Annotated in this window: 15 protein-coding genes; 5 read left to right on the forward strand and 10 right to left on the reverse strand. The window is 71.2% G+C overall.

Features of this window, described 5'->3' with window-relative positions:
- Positions 1-13 precede the first annotated feature (13 nt).
- On the reverse strand, positions 14-931 hold the full coding sequence (locus AB4K12_RS15685; protein WP_368434781.1) for a serine protease: 918 nt from the start codon (positions 929-931) through the stop codon (positions 14-16).
- A 137-nt stretch (positions 932-1,068) separates the two neighbouring features.
- Here AB4K12_RS15685 and AB4K12_RS15690 point away from each other — a divergent pair, with 137 nt between their 5' ends.
- The gene (locus AB4K12_RS15690; RefSeq protein WP_368434782.1) at positions 1,069-2,037 is read left to right on the forward strand and encodes a pirin family protein; all 969 of its coding nucleotides are present in this window, start codon (positions 1,069-1,071) and stop codon (positions 2,035-2,037) included.
- 6 nt (positions 2,038-2,043) lie between these two features.
- Here the strand turns inward: AB4K12_RS15690 and AB4K12_RS15695 are convergent, their stop codons facing one another.
- Together AB4K12_RS15695 and AB4K12_RS15700 are read right to left on the reverse strand one after the other, a co-directional pair.
- Positions 2,044-2,601, reverse strand: a complete 558-nt coding sequence (locus tag AB4K12_RS15695) for a CD225/dispanin family protein (protein WP_368434783.1) — start codon at positions 2,599-2,601, stop codon at positions 2,044-2,046.
- 110 nt (positions 2,602-2,711) lie between these two features.
- Positions 2,712-4,850, reverse strand: a complete 2,139-nt coding sequence (locus AB4K12_RS15700) for a SpoIIE family protein phosphatase (protein ID WP_368434784.1) — start codon at positions 4,848-4,850, stop codon at positions 2,712-2,714.
- A 171-nt stretch (positions 4,851-5,021) separates the two neighbouring features.
- Here AB4K12_RS15700 and aspS point away from each other — a divergent pair, with 171 nt between their 5' ends.
- Positions 5,022-6,785 (forward strand): aspartate--tRNA ligase, encoded by a 1,764-nt coding sequence (aspS, locus tag AB4K12_RS15705; RefSeq protein ID WP_368434785.1) that lies wholly within the window; start codon positions 5,022-5,024, stop codon positions 6,783-6,785.
- A gap of 76 nt (positions 6,786-6,861) precedes the next feature.
- On the opposite strand, the gene AB4K12_RS15710 is transcribed toward aspS, so the two are convergent.
- The 6 genes from AB4K12_RS15710 to AB4K12_RS15735 form a co-directional block, all read right to left on the reverse strand.
- On the reverse strand, positions 6,862-7,236 hold the full coding sequence (locus tag AB4K12_RS15710; protein WP_368434786.1) for a DNA-binding response regulator: 375 nt from the start codon (positions 7,234-7,236) through the stop codon (positions 6,862-6,864).
- Between the two features lie 144 nt (positions 7,237-7,380).
- A complete protein-coding gene (gene metG / locus AB4K12_RS15715; protein ID WP_368434787.1) occupies positions 7,381-9,099 on the reverse strand; it encodes a methionine--tRNA ligase in 1,719 nt (572 codons plus the stop codon).
- Positions 9,100-9,196: 97 nt separating this feature from the next.
- On the reverse strand, positions 9,197-9,439 hold the full coding sequence (locus AB4K12_RS15720) for a hypothetical protein (RefSeq protein WP_368434788.1): 243 nt from the start codon (positions 9,437-9,439) through the stop codon (positions 9,197-9,199).
- The gene (locus AB4K12_RS15725; RefSeq protein ID WP_368434789.1) at positions 9,427-9,624 is read right to left on the reverse strand and encodes a hypothetical protein; all 198 of its coding nucleotides are present in this window, start codon (positions 9,622-9,624) and stop codon (positions 9,427-9,429) included. Before AB4K12_RS15725 ends, AB4K12_RS15720 begins: the two co-directional genes overlap by 13 nt.
- A 138-nt stretch (positions 9,625-9,762) precedes the next feature.
- Positions 9,763-10,878, reverse strand: coding sequence for a VWA domain-containing protein (locus AB4K12_RS15730; protein WP_368434790.1), 1,116 nt, complete (start codon positions 10,876-10,878; stop codon positions 9,763-9,765).
- 178 nt (positions 10,879-11,056) lie between these two features.
- Positions 11,057-12,418 (reverse strand): carotenoid oxygenase family protein, encoded by a 1,362-nt coding sequence (locus AB4K12_RS15735; RefSeq protein WP_368434791.1) that lies wholly within the window; start codon positions 12,416-12,418, stop codon positions 11,057-11,059.
- A gap of 380 nt (positions 12,419-12,798) precedes the next feature.
- Here AB4K12_RS15735 and AB4K12_RS15740 point away from each other — a divergent pair, with 380 nt between their 5' ends.
- Entirely contained in the window at positions 12,799-14,082 is a 1,284-nt protein-coding gene (locus AB4K12_RS15740) for an alpha/beta hydrolase (RefSeq protein WP_368434792.1), read from the forward strand.
- Between the two features lie 37 nt (positions 14,083-14,119).
- On the opposite strand, the gene AB4K12_RS15745 is transcribed toward AB4K12_RS15740, so the two are convergent.
- A complete protein-coding gene (locus AB4K12_RS15745) occupies positions 14,120-15,079 on the reverse strand; it encodes a ScbA/BarX family gamma-butyrolactone biosynthesis protein (protein ID WP_368434793.1) in 960 nt (319 codons plus the stop codon).
- A gap of 233 nt (positions 15,080-15,312) precedes the next feature.
- On the opposite strand from AB4K12_RS15745, the gene AB4K12_RS15750 reads away from it, so the two are divergent.
- Positions 15,313-16,044, forward strand: coding sequence for an HAD family phosphatase (locus AB4K12_RS15750; RefSeq protein ID WP_368434794.1), 732 nt, complete (start codon positions 15,313-15,315; stop codon positions 16,042-16,044).
- The gene (locus tag AB4K12_RS15755) at positions 16,044-16,814 is read left to right on the forward strand and encodes an SDR family NAD(P)-dependent oxidoreductase (RefSeq protein WP_086573514.1); all 771 of its coding nucleotides are present in this window, start codon (positions 16,044-16,046) and stop codon (positions 16,812-16,814) included. The genes AB4K12_RS15750 and AB4K12_RS15755 overlap by 1 nt, the downstream gene beginning before the upstream one ends.
- The last annotated feature ends 147 nt before the right edge of the window (positions 16,815-16,961 follow it).

Below are 16,961 nucleotides of genomic sequence, written 5' to 3' on the forward strand. Positions count from 1 at the left end.
GGCGCCCGGGCGGCTACCGCGCGGCGCGCTCGTAGAGCTTCCTGGCCGCCTGGCCGAGGTAGGGGCTGTACGACGTCTCCTCGTCGCCGCCCTCGTCCTTGCCGCCCAGGACGCCGACGAGGGTGCCCAGGCCCGTCGAGGCGTCGACGTCGGTGAGGAAGGGGCTGCCGCTCGTGCCGTTCGGCAGCCGTTCGCAGTCGAAGCGCTGCTGTGTCCCGCTCTCGGCGGCCGTGGCGTTCTGGCAGGAGACGGGTCGCTCCGCCTCGTTGGGGTAGCCGAGAACGCGGGTGGGCCGCTCGCGGGGCGGATCGAAGCGGACGCGCTCGGCGCCGGTGACGCGCTCGAGGCGCGCGCTCCCCTCCACCGGTCGCATGCGCAGGAACGCCACGTCGTGGTCGGGGTCGCGGTCGTCGGCCCACTCGGGGGCGACGTCGACGGAGACGGGCACCCACACCCCGTAGGGCGCCGCCCCGTCCCGGTAGCCCGGCACGAAGGCGATGTCGGTGCGGAAGCCGCCGGTGTGCACGCAGTGCGCGGCGGTCGCGATCAGGTCGCCCCCGGGGCTGTGGACGACGCTCGCCGTGCAGCCGTGGGCGGGCACGCCTCCGGTGGTGTAGAACAGCGGGCCGATCGCGGGCGACGGCTCGGCCTCGGCGGCGGCCAGGGGGCTCGAGGCCGGCAGCGGGTCCTTGCGGCCGGCCGCGCCCCGGGCGGCGGGGGCGCTCAGCGGTGCGGGCGCCTGGTCGCGCACGGCGGCCTTCATGGCCCGGGCCGCCGCGTCCGCCTGGTCCCGGGGCTGCTCGAAGTGCCCGGTGGAGTCCCCCTCGGCCGTGGGTCCGCCCGTCGCGGGGACGCGGCCGGCCACGAGCAGGCCGACGGCGGCCAGGGCCGCGACGACGGCGGCGAGGAGGGCGAGCTGTCTCAGGCGCATTGATCAAGTGTCCCTCGCGGGAACGCACGTGTCCCTCGCCGGGAAGCCGACTGTCTTCCTCGCCGGGAATGAAGGCACCCTTGCCGATGGTTCACTATTCAACTAACTTGGAAGCGCAACCACCCGAGGAGGCCGAAATGCCCGCCGTGACCGTAGAGAATCTGCTGGTCCTGCCCCGTGTCGCCGCACCCGCGCGGACGGCGCCGCAGCGCCCCGTGCTGCACGTGGGCACCGCGCCGGGAGGGTTCGAGGGCGAGGGCTTCCCCGTGCGCAGGGCGTTCGCGGGGATCAACCACGCCTACCTCGACCCGTTCATCATGATGGACCAGATGGGCGAGGTGGAGTACGCGCCCGGTGAGCCCAAGGGCACCCCCTGGCACCCCCACCGCGGCTTCGAGACCGTCACCTATCTGATCGACGGCACCTTCGTGCACCGCGACTCCCACGGGGGCGGCGGCACGATCAACGGCGGCGACACCCAGTGGATGACCGCCGGCTCCGGGCTGCTGCACATCGAGGCCCCGCCGGAGGAGCTCGTCGTCAGCGGCGGACTGTTCCACGGCCTCCAGCTGTGGGTGAACCTGCCGAAGAAGGACAAGATGATGCCGCCCCGCTACCAGGACATCGGCGGCGGGAAGGTCGCGCTGCTCACGTCCCCGGACGGCGGCGCGCTCATCCGCCTCATCGCGGGCGAGCTCCAGGGAGAGGACGGCGGCCACCAGGGCCCCGGCATCACCCACACGCCCATCACGATGGCGCACGTGTCCCTGAGCCCGGGCGCCGAGCTCACCCTCCCCTGGCGCCCCGACTTCAACGCCCTCGCCTACGGCCTCGCCGGGCGCGGCACCGCGGGCACCGAGCGGCGCCCGTTCGGCACGGGACGCACCGTGGTCTTCGGCGACGGCGGCTCCCTCACCGTCACGGCCGACGCCACACAGGAGTCCCGCAGCCCGAACTTCGAGTTCGTCCTGCTGGGCGGGCTGCCGATCCGCGAGCCCATGCGGCACTACGGACCGTTCGTGATGAACACCGACGCCGAGCTCAAGCAGGCCTTCGAGGACTTCCAGGCCGGACGGCTCGGCACGATCCCGGTGGGCGAGGAGTGACGGCGGTCAATAGCCGTTGCCCGGGTTGTAATCGCTCCACCAGGAAGCCGTCAGCGCGGCGAAGACGATGAAGAGCACGATGCCGATCGCCGCGATGATCGTCGCGATCAGCGAGAACAGCCGTGCCTTCGACGACGAGTCCGCCGCTCCCGCGTAGTCGCCCATCTCGTACTTGCTGTTCACCTGCGCGGCGAAGATCACCGCCGCGATGCCGAGCGGCCAGAAGAGGATGATCGAGATGATCGCCCAGACCAGATGGCTGGCCGGTCGCGGGGGCGGCACGCCGTAGTACGGCTGCTGCTGGGGAGCGCCGTAGCCGGGAGGGTACGTGCCCGGCGGGGTGTACGGGCCCGGCTGCTGCCGGGCGCCCGGCGGAGGGGGCCAGGAGCCGGGCGGGGGCGCCGCGCCGGGTTGCGGGGCTCCGGAGGGCCGGCCCTGCGGCGGGGGCGGCGGATATCCGGAAACGCCGTCGGCACGGGTGGGTTCCTCGCTGCCGGGCGGAGGCCGGGAAGGGGGCCGGTCCTCCGGAGGGGGTTGGCGGTCCTGCCACGGGTTCTGGCTCATGAGCCCTCCTCGTCCGCGTGATGAACTCGGAGCCCTCTGACTCCAGGCTCACCCCGGCGGAGGACCGCCGCAACCAGCCGCGCCCGCCGGGCGGCAGCCCGGGGGACGGGTCAGGTGATCGCGTCGAAGTCCGTCTCCCGGGCGGGTTCGAAGAGCTCGAACCAGATGTTCTTGCCCTCGCCCCGGGGATCGACGCCCCACGCCTCGGCGAGCAGCTCCATCAGCACCAGCCCGCGGCCGGAGGAGGCCATCTCCCCCGGCTGCCGGCGGTGCGGCAGCTCGTCGCTGGAGTCCTCGACGTCGACCCGTATCCGCCGCTCGCCCGGCCGCCCCGATATCTCGGCGATCAGCAGCGCGTCCCCGTCCGTGTGGACCAGCACGTTGGTGACCATCTCGGAGACCATCAGCACCGCCGAGTCGGTCTGGTCCGGGTCGGGCCAGTCGTGCATGAGGTCGCGGATGTGCCGGCGGGCCTCGGCGATCCGCTCGGGCTCGGCCTGGGCGATGGTCACCACCGTGCGCCGGGGCGGCCGGGGCACGACGGGCGGCGCGCCCACCTCGGTGGGCGCCGGGAGCTCGCGGCGCAGGAGCAGCAGGGCGATGTCGTCCTCGCGGCGGTCGATGAGCGGTCCGGTGGTGTAGTGCGAGGGCGGCCCGTGGACGGCCTGGACGAGGGCGTCGGCGAGCTTCTCGAGATTGCCGCCGTCGCCGTCCACCGGATGTCCCTCGACGACCTCCCGCAGCCGGTTCCAGCCGGTCTCCAGGTCGTGGCCGCCCGTCTCGATCAGGCCGTCGGTGCAGACCAGCATCGTCTCGCCGGGCTCGAGGGCGATCCGGGTGATGGGGTAGTCGGTGTCGGGCACGATGCCCAGCGGCAGCCCGCCCGCCGTGGGGCGTACGAGCATGGTGCCGTCGCTGAGCCGGATCGCGGGGTCCGGGTGGCCGGCGCGGGCGATGACCAGCAGTCCGCTGTTGGGGCAGGCCTCGATGTAGAGGCAGGTGGCGAAGCGCTGGTCGGCGGACGGCTCGCCGGAGTCCACGTCGTCGTTGATGCCGGCCAGGAAGCGGGAGGCGCGCGAGAGCACGGCGTCGGGGTGGTGGCCCTCGGAGGCGTACGCGCGCAGGGCGATCCGCAGCTGCCCCATGAGCCCGGCGGCGCGCACGTCGTGTCCCTGGACGTCCCCGATGACCAGGGCGATCTTCCCGTTGGGCAGCGGGATCATGTCGTACCAGTCGCCGCCGACCTCCAGGCCGCCGCCGGTGGGCACGTAGCGCGCGGCGACGGACATGCCGGGGACGTCGGGCCGCAGCGTGGGCATCATCGAGCGCTGCAGGCCGACGGTCAGCTCGCGCTCGGACTCGTGGACGCTGGCCCGGCCGAGCGCCTGGGCGAGCATCCGGGCGACGGTGGTGAGCACCGAGCGCTCGTCGGGGGTGAAGGAGACCGGGACGCTGAAGCCGGCCATCCAGGCGCCGATGGTGCGGCCCGCGTTGATCAGCGGCAGAAAGGCCCAGGACCGCCGGCCGAAGCGCTCCACGAGGGGGTAGATGGCCGGGAAGCGGCGGTTGTAGTCCTCGGGGGAGGGCAGATAGACGGCGCGCCCGGTGCGGATCACCTCGGCGGCCGGGTCGCCGGTGTCCATGGGCTGGTCGAGGAACTCCTCCATGTCGCCCGGCGCGTAGCCGTGGTGCCCGATGAGCTTGACCCGGCCGCCCTCGCCGACGAAGACGGCCAGCCCCGACGGCTCGAAGCCGGGCATCGACAGCGTCGCCGCCACCCGCAGCACCTCGGCCGTCGAGCGCGCCTCGGCCAGCGCCCGGCCGGCGTCCAGCAGGAAGGCCTCGCGGTTGCGCCGCCAGTCGCCCGTGACCGGGGTGCGGGCGGCGGTGGTGCCCGGCTGCGGCTCGGGGACCTCCTCGATGGTGCCGACGAGGGTGTAGTCGCCGTCGCGCCCGACGGGCCTGGTGCGGCTCCGTACGGTCCGCAGCACCCGGCCCTCCTCGTCGACGACCCGGATCCGGGCCTCGGCGAGGGTGCCCTCGGCCACGGCGAGGTTGATGATGCCCTGGACCTCCACCCAGTCCACCGCGTGGAAGCGGGCGCGGGCGGCGGATTCGGTCAGCTCCACGCGGGTGGGGGGCATGCCCAGCAGCCGCGCGGCCTCGGCGTCGAAGGTGACCCTGCGCGAGGCGTTGTCCCAGTGCCACAGTCCGGTCGCGACGGCGGCCAGTACGTCCTCGGTGCGCATTGCCCCACTTTATGCAGGTATGCGCAGCAGAGACCACCGATGCCGGGTGGGGCGATACCCTTGCTGGGTGCTGTATGCACACTGCCCGCACGGTAACCCGGTGCGGGCGCCCTGTGCAGCTCGGCACGGCGCGCTATACGACCAACGCCCTCGACCCGACTTGGATGAACGATGCATCGGTACCGGTCCCACAACTGCGGCGAGCTCCGTGCGGCTGACGTCGACACCGACGTCCGTCTGAGTGGCTGGCTGCACAATCGGCGCGACCTGGGCGGCATCCTCTTCATCGACCTGCGGGACCACCACGGTCTGGTCCAGCTCGTGGCCCGCCCCGGCACCGCCGCCAACGAGGCCCTCAGCCACCTGACCAAGGAGACCGTCGTCCGCGTCGACGGCAAGGTCATGAGCCGTGGCGCCGAGAACGTCAACCCCGAGCTGCCCACCGGCGAGATCGAGATCGAGGTCACGGAGGTGGAGGTGCTCGGCGCGGCCGAGCAGATCCCCTTCACGATCAACGCCGAGGACGGGGTGAACGAGGAGCGCCGCCTGGAGTACCGCTTCCTCGACCTGCGCCGCGAGCGCATGCACAGCAACATCATGCTGCGCTCCGCCGTCATCGCCTCCATCCGCGAGAAGATGACCAACCTCGGCTTCAACGAGCTGGCCACCCCGATCCTGTCCGCCACCTCCCCCGAGGGCGCGCGCGACTTCCTGGTGCCCTCGCGTCTGCACGCCGGCAAGTTCTACGCGCTGCCGCAGGCCCCGCAGCAGTTCAAGCAGCTGCTGATGATCGCGGGCTTCGACCGCTACTTCCAGATCGCGCCCTGCTTCCGCGACGAGGACGCGCGCGCCGACCGCTCGCCGGGCGAGTTCTACCAGCTCGACATGGAGATGTCCTTCGTCGAGCAGGAGGACGTCTTCCAGGTCATCGAGAAGGTCATGACCGACCTCTTCGAGGAGTTCGGCAACGGCCGCCACGTCACCTCGCCGTTCCCGCGGATCCCCTTCCGCGAGGCGATGCTCAAGTACGGCTCCGACAAGCCGGACCTGCGCGCCAAGCTGGAGCTCGTCGACGTCACCGACGTCTTCGCCGGCTCGGAGTTCAAGGCCTTCGCCGGCAAGCACGTCCGTGCGCTGGCCGTGCCGGACCTCCAGGACCAGTCGCGCAAGTTCTTCGACGGCCTCGGCGAGTTCGCCGTCGAGCACGGTGCCAAGGGCCTGGCGTGGGTCCGCGTCGGTGAGGGCAACGCCCTGACCGGCCCGATCGCCAAGTTCCTCACCGAGGAGAACGTCAAGGCCCTCGCCGAGCGCCTGGGCCTCGAGCCCGGCCACGCGATCTTCTTCGGCGCCGGCGAGTTCGACGAGGTCTCCAAGATCATGGGCGCCGTGCGCGTCGAGGCCGCCAAGCGCGCCGGCCAGTTCGAGGAGAACGTCTTCCGCTTCTGCTGGATCGTCGACTTCCCGATGTTCGAGAAGGACGAGGAGACCGGCAAGATCGAGTTCTCCCACAACCCCTTCTCCATGCCCCAGGGCGGCCTGACGGCCCTGGAGACGATGGACCCGCTGGACATCCTGGCCTGGCAGTACGACATCGTCTGCAACGGCACCGAGCTGTCCTCCGGCGCCATCCGTAACCACGAGCCCGAGGTCATGTACAAGGCCTTCGAGATCGCCGGTTACTCGAAGGAGGAGGTCGAGAAGGAGTTCGGCGGCATGCTGCGCGCCTTCAAGTTCGGCGCCCCGCCGCACGGCGGCATCGCCCCGGGTGTCGACCGCATCGTGATGCTGCTGGCCGACGAGCCGAACATCCGCGAGACCATCGCGTTCCCGCTCAACGGCAACGCGCAGGACCTGCTGATGGGCGCCCCGAGCGAGGTCGACGAGGCCCGCCTGAAGGAGCTCCACCTCTCGCTCCGCAAGCCGCAGGCGAAGTAACACCCGTACCGCGTGAACGCCGCCGGGCGGGCTCGACACCGAGCCCGCCCGGCGGCGTTCGCACGTTCGGGGGCGGTCAGACCAGGGCGGCGGTCATGGGCACTCTCGGGCAGCAGCCCGCCGCCTGGTGGACCGCCCGCGACAGCCGGCCCGGCGTCAGCCTCTCGCCCCACAGCACGGACCGCACGCCGTACTCCGCCACGGCCATCAGCTCCGTCTCGCCCAGCTCCTCGGCGACCACCACCAGCGGCGCGCGGCCCGCGCGCGCCAGCCGGCGCAGCTCGCCGGGGGCGGCGTCGTCGTGCCGTCCCATGATCAGGATGTCCACGGTGGCGTCCTCGTCCCCCCGGACGACGCCGACCCCGGGCAGGGTCCGCAGCTGCCTGATGATGCGATGACGGCCCAGTTCGTCGGCGGCCCGGACGTTCACGGTGATGCGTTTCTCGAACACTGCTCTTCCTCGTCTTCCCCCGAGTATCGACTCCCTCATGGTCACCGGGCGGGCTGAACGATCGATTGCCGAACGATCAACGGGTGCGCGAAGGGCCCGGAACCGCGTCGGTTCCGGGCCCTTCGTCCGTGTGGAAGGCGGCGCCTACGCCTCGCCGTCACCGCCGCCGAAGCGCTCGACGTACGAGGCCAGGTCGTCCTCGGTGATCTTCGCGAAGAGCACCGGCGGCACGGTGAAGGGCGTACCCGCCGGGACGAACGTCAGGGAGCGGGCCTCGTCCTGGGTCACCCAGGTCGCGGTGTCGCCCTCGAGCTGGAAGGCCGAGCGCATGGCCGCGGCCGAGGCCGGGATGAAGGGCTCGGAGACGACCGCGTAGAGGTGGATGAGGTTCATCGCCGTGCGCAGCGTGAGCGCGGCGCCCTCGGGGTCGGTCTTGATCTCCAGCCAGGGGGCCTTGGTCTCCAGGTAGGAGTTGCCCGCGCTCCACAGGGCGCGCAGAGCCTGCGCGGCCTTGCGGAACTGCAGCTCCTCCATGTGCCGCTCGTACTCCGCGAGCAGCTCCGCGATCTGGTGGCCCAGCTGCGCCTCGGCCTCGCCCTCCTCGTTGCCCGCGGGGACGTTGTCGCCGAAGCGCTTGCGCGAGAACGACAGCACGCGGTTGACGAAGTTGCCGAGGGTGTCGGCGAGGTCCTTGTTCACCGAGGCGGCGAAGTGCTCCCAGGTGAAGGAGGTGTCGTCCGACTCCGGCGCGTTGGCGATGAGGAAGTAGCGCCAGTAGTCGGCCGGCAGGATCTCCAGGGCGGCGTCGGTGAAGATGCCGCGCTTCTGCGAGGTGGAGAATTTGCCGCCGTAGTACGTCAGCCAGTTGAAGGCCTTGACGTAGTCGACCTTCTTCCAGGGCTCACGGGTGCCGAGCTCGGTGGCCGGGAACATCACCGTGTGGAAGGGGACGTTGTCCTTGGCCATGAACTGCGTGTAGCGCACGTCGTCGGCCTCGTACCACCACGACTTCCAGTCGCGGTTCGCCTCGTCCTGGCCCGCCCACTCCTTGGTGGCACCGATGTACTCGATCGGCGCGTCGAACCAGACGTAGAAGACCTTGCCCTCGGCCGCCAGCTCCGGCCAGGTGTCGGCCGGGACGGGCACGCCCCAGTCCAGGTCGCGGGTGATGGCGCGGTCGTTCAGACCCTCGGTCAGCCACTTGCGGGCGATCGAGGAGGCCAGGATGGGCCAGTCCTTGCCGTGCTCGTCGATCCAGGCCTCGACCTCGCCCTGCAGCTTCGACTGCAGGAGGAAGAGGTGCTTGGTCTCGCGGACCTCCAGCTCGCCGCTGCCGCTGATCGCCGAACGGGCGTCGATCAGGTCGGTCGGGTCCAGGACGCGGGTGCAGTTCTCGCACTGGTCGCCGCGGGCCTTGTCGTAGCCGCAGTGCGGGCAGGTGCCGACGATGTAGCGGTCGGGCAGGAAGCGGCCGTCGGCCAGGGAGTACACCTGGCGGATCGAGCGCTCCTCGATGAACCCGTTCTTCTGCAGCTGACGGGCGAAGTGCTGGGTGATCTCGCGGTTCTCCGGCGAGGAGCTGCGGCCGAAGTAGTCGAAGGACAGCGCGAAGCCGTCGTAGATCGCCTTCTGCGCCTCGTGCTGCTGGGCGCAGAACTCGGCGACGGGCAGCGCGGCTTCCTTGGCGGCCAGCTCGGCAGGCGTGCCGTGCTCGTCGGTCGCGCAGATGTACAGCGCCTCGCGGCCGGTCTGGCGCAGGAAGCGGGTGTAGACGTCCGCCGGGAGCATGGACCCCACCATGTTGCCCAGGTGCTTGATCCCGTTGATGTACGGAAGGGCGCTGGTGATGAGGTGTCGAGCCATTGCGGCTGCTCCCTGGTCGGTGTGTGTTCAGGTTGAGGTGCACCTTTAGCGTATCCGAGGGCCGGTGGGGCGACGGGCGGTGTTTGTGACGGCTGTGTCAACGCATCCAGGCCCGCCAGGGCCGGGTGATCAGCTCTCTGTACGTGTGGTGCGCGGGGTTGCGCCCGGCGTGCTTGAACGTCCAGCTCTGGGCCACCGCCGCGTCCTCGCTCGGCTCCGAGGCGGCACCGCACACCGCGCACTCCATGGCGTAGGTGAGCGGCTCCGCGTCCGGCTCCTGGTCGGGCTGCAGTGTCCAGGTCCCGAAGAGGAAAACCGTTCGTGCGGTCACGGGCGCCACCTCCGCTCGCCGTCGCCCGTCTCCTCCTCGGCCACGGGACGCGCGTGCTCGGGCGGGCAGTTCCACTCGAGCCCGCCGCGCGGCGGCCGTAGCTGTACGTAACCGGCGTGGTGGTCCATGACCTGTCCGAGCCGGCCGGTCCTGGTATCGACGGCATAGGCGCCGGCGGGAATTTCTTTGCTCACGCCTTATGCATGCCCACTGGGGCGGAACCTGATCAGCCGGAGGGTCGCCACGGAGAGTGATATTTCGGCGGTCGCTCCGTACGACGAGGGCCGCCCGCCGGCCATGGCGGGCGGCCCTCGTACGGCCCGGAGCGCTCGCTAGCGCACGATCCCGGCGGCTCGCGCCTCGGACAACCACTCGGGGAACTCGACCATCAGTTCCCGGTAGAGCTCGTCGTCCGACACCAGCCGCGGGTCGCGGCCCGCGTGGAAGAAGCCGGCGTTGTCGACCACGCGCTTGTCCGGCACCGGCAGGTCGTCCAGCTTGCGCAGGAAGTCGAAGCCCTTGCCCTCGGGGTCGCCGAAGCCCACGAACTGCCAGAAGATCGGCAGCTTCGCCGCCTCGCACAGCGCCCGCTCGGCGGCCGGCTTGCTGTACGGGGCGCCGTCGGTCTGGAAGATGACGAAGGCCGGGTCGGTCGCGCCCGACTTCGTGTAGTGGTCGACGACGGCCTCGATGGCCCAGTGGTAGTTGGTGCGGCCCATGTGCCCGTAGGACTCGTGCAGCTCCTGGATCCGGCCGTCGTAGTCGCTCAGGTCGAGCTCGGCGGTGCCGTCGACGTCGGTGGAGAAGAAGACGACCGGCACGACGCCGTCGTCGTCCAGGTTGGCCGCGAGCCCCAGCGCCTGCTCGGCGAGGTGCTGGACGGTGCCGTCCTTGTAGTAGCCGCGCATGGAGCCCGACCGGTCGAGGACCAGGTAGACGGCCGCGCGCTGTCCGGCCAGGCCCTGCTTGCGCAGCGAGACGCCGGCGGACTTGTAGAGGCTCACCAGGCCGGGCGCGGTCTGCCGGACCTTCTCCAGGCTGACGGCCGGGGCGCCGTCACCGGCGGCCGTCATCGCGGGGGAGGGCTCGGGGTCCGGGCCGGGGGTGGGGTCGGGGAAGGGGCCCGGTGCGGGCCTCGGGGCCGGCTCCGGCTCGGGGACGGGCTTCGGGGACGGCATGGGGTGCGGCTGGGGCTCGGGCTCGGGGACCGGCTCGGGGACCGGCTGGGGCCGGGGCGGGCCGGGCGTGGGGATCGGGCCGAGCGGGCCGGGGTCGGGGACGGTGGGGCGGGTGCGGTCGGCGGTCTCGGCGGTCGGCTGGGCCGGGACGGACACGGCGGCGGCGGCGCTGTCGTCGGGCCCCGCACTCTGCTGAGGCAGGCTCGGTTCGTCGCGCCCGGCTGTTCTGGACCGGCCGAACGCGTTCCGCAGCAGACTCCGAATGCCCATGGGGAGATGTCCTTCATGTGTCTCGGGTGCGAGTGAATTGTCCGTAGTGCGGGGATAAATCCCCTGGCTGGCGACTACGTAAGGCTAGCCGTCAAGTCCGGTCCCGTCCCTTCACGCCCGACACGCCGTCAGTACGTGTCATCCCGGGGCATTGCGGTCTTCAGCGGTGCGTATCCGGTCATTCGTGATCGGGAATCCAGTTGCCGTGAAAGCCCAGCGGCACCCGCACCGGCAGATGGACGCGCGCCACGGGCCCGGCGGCGAAGTCCTGGGCGGCCAGCACCACCAGGTCCGTGGCGGCGCGCTCCGGCGCGTAGGCGTACGCCAGCACCCAGCCGTCGTCCTCGGCCGCGTGCGGCGCCGCGGGGACGAACACCCCCTCGCCCACGTCGCCGCCCGCCGGAACCTCGAACTCCACGCAGCCGCCGCGCTCCAGGTCGTACTTGAGCAGGGCGGTGTCCGCCTCCGCCGTCCGCTCGCGCATGGCGTAGCCGTAGCGGTGCCGCCGGCTCAGCCGGCGCGGGTCGACACGGGGGTACTCCACCGGGCGGTCGTCCACCCGCTGCCGGCGCACGGTCCCCGCGGCCAGGTCGACGGTCCAGCGCTCCAGGTGCGCCGTCCGCTCGCCGGGCCGGGGGCGGCCGGTGTCGAAGAAACGGTCGTAGCGGACGAGGTGCACGGTGATGAAGTGGCCGTCGTGCTCGAAGGCGTTCATGGGGTGGAAGACGAAGCAGGGGTCCGTCTCCAGCCAGCGCACCTCGTGCGCGGCCCCCTCGCGCGGCAGCACCCCCAGGCGGGCCGGCCGCCCGGGCACCCAGACCGGATGCGGGCCGTCCGCGCGGCCGTTCCCGGCGAAGACGACCGGGAGGTCGTACAGCAGCACGTACCGCTCGGTGAGCGAGAAGGCGTGCATCATCGGATGCCCCGGGACGGGGATCTCCACGTGCCGGCGGATCCGTCCGTCGACGCCGGCGACGACGTACTGCACATACGGCCAGGCCAGGCAGTAGGACACCGCGTGCAGCTCGCCGTCGCGCGGGTCGACGACGGGGTGCGCGGACAGCCCGCCCGGCAGCGTGCCGTGGAAGTCGAACGGCCCGATCGTGTAGAGCTCCGGGTCGAGCTCGTAGGGCAGGGTGCCGCCCTCGACCAGCGCCAGGCAGTGCCCGGCGAAGAACTGCACATGGGTGTTGGGCGCGAAGTCCATGTCCAGGTGGCGCGGGCCGTGCAGCAGCTTCTCGCCGAGCCGCCCGGCCACCGCGTCCGAGCGCACCCAGCGGTTGCGGTACCACTCGGCGCGGCCGTCGCGCAGCCGCACGCCGTGGATCATTCCCTCGCCGCCGAACCAGTGGTAGCCGGCCGGGTCGTCCACGTGCAGCGGGTTGGGGCCGTTGCGCAGGTAACGGCCGCGCAGGGACTCGGGAAGCGTGCCGGTCACCGGCAGGTCGACCGCCGTCGTCTCGTCCCGCACCGGCGCGTAGAGGCCGCTCAGATAGGGATTGGCCGCGCCGTGCCCGGGGCCGTGTGTCGTGCCGGTCATCTCGCCCACCTCCACCGGCCCTTCCCCGGCTGTCACCGGGCGGTGCCCCCACCGCGGAGCCGTCTTTTCACCATCCAGCGGAAGGCAGGGTTCGGCCAGCCTCCATCTGCGCGTCGGCTCGCCGTCATCCACCGCGGGTAACCGGCCCGAGCCGGGATTCGTTGCCGGGAACGCCGGGAGAAGAACAGGACACCGGCAGGACAAGAGCGGGGCAATAAACGGTCATAGGGCAACCCTGTCCGCCCGTTCCCGCCTCTTTATCGGTGACTATTGCCGGGACCGAACATGAGTACCCACCACGGGGGCAGGGAGTTGAGGGGCGCATGGGCCTGACCAGCCGGTCACTCTTGTACACGGTGGCGTTCGTCGCCATCGTGTGTGTGGGGCTCACGATATGGCTCTGGCCGAGGCTCGCCGGGCGGGGTCCGCTGCCCGTCCTGGGACGCCTCGGCGCGATCCTGGTGACCCAGTTGACGATCATGTCCACGGTGCTGCTCGCGGTGAATTCCGCCAACAGCTTCTTCGGCACCTGGGGCGAGCTGATCGGCAGGTACGACCGGTCGCAGGGACAGGTCACCCAGGGTGCCGCCGAGGCCGGCGGCAACGCCCGGGTCGACGCGGGCAAGGGCGGCCTGGTGCGCCCGGCGGGCTCGGAGGGCCTCGACCGGGCCGCGCTGCCCAAGGGCCCCCGGGACCGGGTCGGCGCGCTGGAGTCGGTGCGCCTGGTCGCCCGCCGGGCCAACGTGATCGAGCCCGCCTTCGTCTATCTTCCGCCGCAGTATTTCCAGAAGCAGTACGAGCGGGCCCGCTTCCCCGTCATCGTGGCCATCAGCGGCTATCCGGGCGGCATCAACAACCTTTCCCAGTATCTGCAGGTTCCGAAGACCGCGAGCGCCCTCATCTCCGAGCGCCGGATGCAGCCCACCATCGTGGTGATGGTCCGGCCGACCATCGCCCCGCCGCGCGACACCGAATGCGTGGACGTCCCCGACGGCCCGCAGGCCGAAACGTATTTCACCAAGGACCTTCCCGAAGCCCTCAGGAGCGCCTACCGGGTCGGCCACGAGGCGAGCGCCTGGGGCGTCATGGGCTATTCCTCGGGCGGCACCTGCGCCCTCGAACTGGCCATGCGACAGCCTGGGATCTATCCCGTCGCGGGCGCCCTGTCCGCCGATTACAAGATCAAGAATGATCTCACCACCGGAAAGCTCTTCGGCGACGACGAGGCGGGCCGCAAGCGGCAGCGCGAGCACGACCTGATCTGGCGGCTGAAGAATCTCCCTGTCCCGCATGTGTCGGTGCTCGTCACCAGCAGCGAAAAGGGCGAGAAGAACTACGAGGAGACGAAGAAGTTCCTCGCCGCGGTCAAGGAACCCATGACGGCCGCGAAGATCATCCTTCCGTCGGGCAGCCACAACTTCACCACATGGCGGCGGGAGATCTCCCCGACGCTGGAATGGATGGGAAAGCAGCTCACCTTCCCGCAGGACACGGCGGACAAGCAGAAGCCGGGCGACAAGCGACGCGAAGAGGAAAAGAAGAAGGAAGAGCAGAAGAAGGAGGAGGAGAAGAAGCGCGCGGAGGAGGAGAAGAAGAAGAGCGCCGAGGACGGGGCGTCCAAGGACGAGGCGGAGCAGGACGGCGACCGGCCGGTCGGCGAATGACCCGGCCGACCCGGCTGACCCGGCCGACCCGGCGGTCTCACACCGCCGCGGGACCGGCGGGCGGGGGTGCCGCCGAGATCGTGCAGGAGAAGAGCAGCTCGTCGTCCTGATGCCCGCTGACGCGGGTGACGAAGGACCCCGACGCGTCCGGGTCGTCGCGGTCGGCGGCTATCCGTACGGGGCTGTCCAGCTCCGCGTAGCGGTGGAAGGCGCCGGTCAGGGACGCGGGGAAGACCACCGGGTGCGGGGCCAGGGCGGTGGCGGCCTGCCGGGCGGCCTCCAGCAGCACCATGCCGGGGATGTGGTCGACGGGGTGGTCGAAGAGTATGGGGTGCCGGCCGTCGGCCCGCAGCAGCCAGCGCCCCGGGCGGTCCCGGTCGTCGCCGCCCAGGACCACGTCGAAGACCGATGCGCGCCCCACGTGTTCGGGCGCCACGGGCGGTGAGCCCGCCTCGGTGGGGGTGCCCGGCAGTCGGGGGCCGCGGATCCTGCGGTAGACCTCCGGTGAGGTGCAGGTGAAGGACGCGCTGCCGGTCGCGGCGACCGCGCCGTCGCGGTGGACGACGACGTCGTAGCGCATGCCGGTCAGGACCCGCCCCCGCCGCCGTACCTCCGAGCAGCGGACGTCCAGCACCAGCTCGGCGGGCGCCGCCCCGATCGCCAGATGCTCGGTGTGGACCGTGTAGTCCAGGTGCCACATCAGGAACTGGTAGCCGAGGGGCACGTCGAACTCCGCGTGGGCCAGGAGCGAGCCGACCTGGCGGACCGTCTCGGCGACCATCATGGGGTCGTGCCACCCGCCGCTCACCGGCGTGAAGAAGCTGTGCCCGCGTGGCCATTGGGCGCGGACGCGAAAGCGCTCGTCGTCCACTCGGCTCCACCCGGTGAGCAGCACCTCGGCCACGGCCGCGCGATGGACGAACTCGCGGGGCACCGTCGTCGTCAGCCGGGGCAGATCGGGCGCGAAGGACCCCGGCACGGTCGTGGACGGGTACATGTTTCCCCCTCAGTGGATAAGAAGAGCGGGCCGGATGGCCGCCAATGTCAAGGTGCGCGCCATCGGGTTTTCTTTTAAAGTGCTACGGTTTCCCCGGCCAACGCCCTCCGGGGGGCCAAGATACAAGGCGGTTGACGGCCGATCAGCCCCGATGTGAGTTACCTCTCGCGTGCGGAACATCCGGACGGGACGGTTTAATTTCGAGGCTCTTCCCCCAACAATGGAGGTTGATTGTGGCCGCTCCGCTGAGCCGGATACGACTGGCCGCCGTCAATATCGACGGCGTGCTTCTCAATGACACGTTCAGTCCGATGATCCACCGCTTCGTCACCCGTCGCGGCGGGCGCTACACCGCCGATGTCGAGCGGGCCGTCTTCTCCCAGCCGCAGCTGGTGGCCGCCCGCGCCATGGGCGAGGCGGCCGGCCTGGACTGGGCCCCCGAACGCGTTCTCGAGGCCTATTTCGAGGAGCGCGCCGACTACCTCGCCGGCGACCCGATCCGCCTCCTCGACGGAGCCCTGGACCTGCTGCACCGGCTGCGCGCCCTCGGGCTGCGCACGGTCTGTTACGGCGGACTCGACGCCTCCCACTTCACCCGGTACCTCGGAGCGCACGCCGCGCTCTTCGACGGCCCGGGGTATGTGTGCACCAACGATTTCCGGCCAGGCATCACCGAGATCGCCGAGGGCGTCTTCGGACTGCGCCCCGACGAGGCGCTGTTCATCGACGACGTCGCCCGCGTCGCGGAGACGGCGCGCACCCTCGGCACCGCCTTCATCGGCCACCCCTCCGGTTTCCCGCACGGCTTCCAGGGCGAGCTGATGCGCGCGGCGGGCGTGCGGCACGTGGTCGGTTCACTGTCCGCGATCGACGAGCCGCTGCTGCGCGCGGTCGACGCGGAGGCCGAGGCCGGAACCCTGTGGTCGGGGTCCGGCGCAGACGAGGAAGAAAAAGGGTACGCATGATGGCCGGTGAGCACGGGCTGCTCCGGGGCAGGGTCGCACTGATCACGGGAGCCAGCAGCGGCATCGGCGCCGCGTCCGCGCGGGTGTTCGCGCGCGAGGGGGCCACGGTGGTGCTGGCCGCCCGGCGCGAGGACCGGCTGCGCGAGCTGGTGGAGGAGCTGCGGGGCACGGGCGCCGAGGCCGCGTACGTGGTCACGGACGTCTCCCGGCGCGAGGACACCCGGCGCGCCGTGGGCTTCGTCCTCGAGCGGTACGGACGGCTGGACTCGGCGTTCAACAACGCCGGCTGGGGCATGGGGCGCACCCCGCTGCACCTGATGGACGACGCCGCGTACGACAGCATCATGGACGTCAACGCCCGCGGCGTGTGGAACTGCCTGCGCGACGAGATCGCCGCGATGCTGGCCAACGGCGGCGGCACGATCGTCAACAACAGCAGCGTCGGCGGCCTGTTGGCGACGCCGGTCGCGGCCCCGTACGTGGCGGCCAAGCACGCGGTCATCGGCTTCACTAAGGCGGCCGCCGCGGAGTACGCCGCCCAGGGGATCCGGGTCAACGCCGTGGCCCCGGGCACCACCCGCAGCGAGGTCGTCGCGGACTGGTTCGCCCAGAACCCGGGCATCGAGGAGGCGCTGCACGCGGCGACGCCGCAGCCCCGCACGGCGGAGCCCGAGGAGATCGCCGAGGCCGCCGCCTGGCTGCTCAGCGACCGGGCGTCCTTTGTCACCGGCGCCACCGTGCCGGTGGACGGCGGATTCACCATGGTGTGATTCGGCCACTGTGATTCGACCTGGCGGAAGACATTCCCCAGGGTGAGAATTGCGCCAGATTGCGAGGCCGGGCTTGATAGGATACGGACTCGCCGGTTTGATTTCGGGGGCGACAACCGCACCAGGGGGGTGCACCCGTCGTCCTCG

It is taken from the genome of Streptomyces sp. C36 (genome assembly GCF_040932295.1).
GTDB lineage: Bacteria > Actinomycetota > Actinomycetes > Streptomycetales > Streptomycetaceae > Streptomyces > Streptomyces triculaminicus.